Here is a 422-nt window from a genome sequence, read left to right on the forward strand (position 1 = left end):
GAATAACGCTGGTGATAGCAACACAGGTAATTCGAACTCAGGTTCAAAAAATACTGGTGATAGCAACACCGGTAACTCGAACTCAGGTTCAAATAACACTGGTGACAGCAACACGGGTAACTCGAACAGTGGCTCGAATAACACTGGTGATTCCAACACAGGTAATTCGAACTCGGGTTCAAACAACACCGGTGACAGCAATACTGGGAACAGTAACTCTGGCTCGAACAACACTGGTGACAACAACACCGGGAACAGTAACAGCGGCTCGAATAACACTGGTGATAGCAACACAGGTAATTCGAACTCAGGTTCAAACAATACTGGTGATAGCAACACCGGTAACTCGAACTCAGGTTCAAATAACACTGGTGACAGCAACACTGGGAACAGTAACTCTGGCTCGAATAACACTGGTGATT

Annotated in this window: 1 protein-coding gene; it reads left to right on the forward strand. The window is 45.7% G+C overall.

The features are described from left to right. Positions 1-422: hypothetical protein (locus ACKTR2_RS10510; RefSeq protein ID WP_407885091.1), on the forward strand; the 422-nt coding region annotated here is incomplete at both ends.

The sequence above is a fragment of the Furfurilactobacillus curtus genome (assembly GCF_045862785.1).
GTDB classification, from domain to species: Bacteria; Bacillota; Bacilli; order Lactobacillales; family Lactobacillaceae; genus Furfurilactobacillus; species Furfurilactobacillus curtus.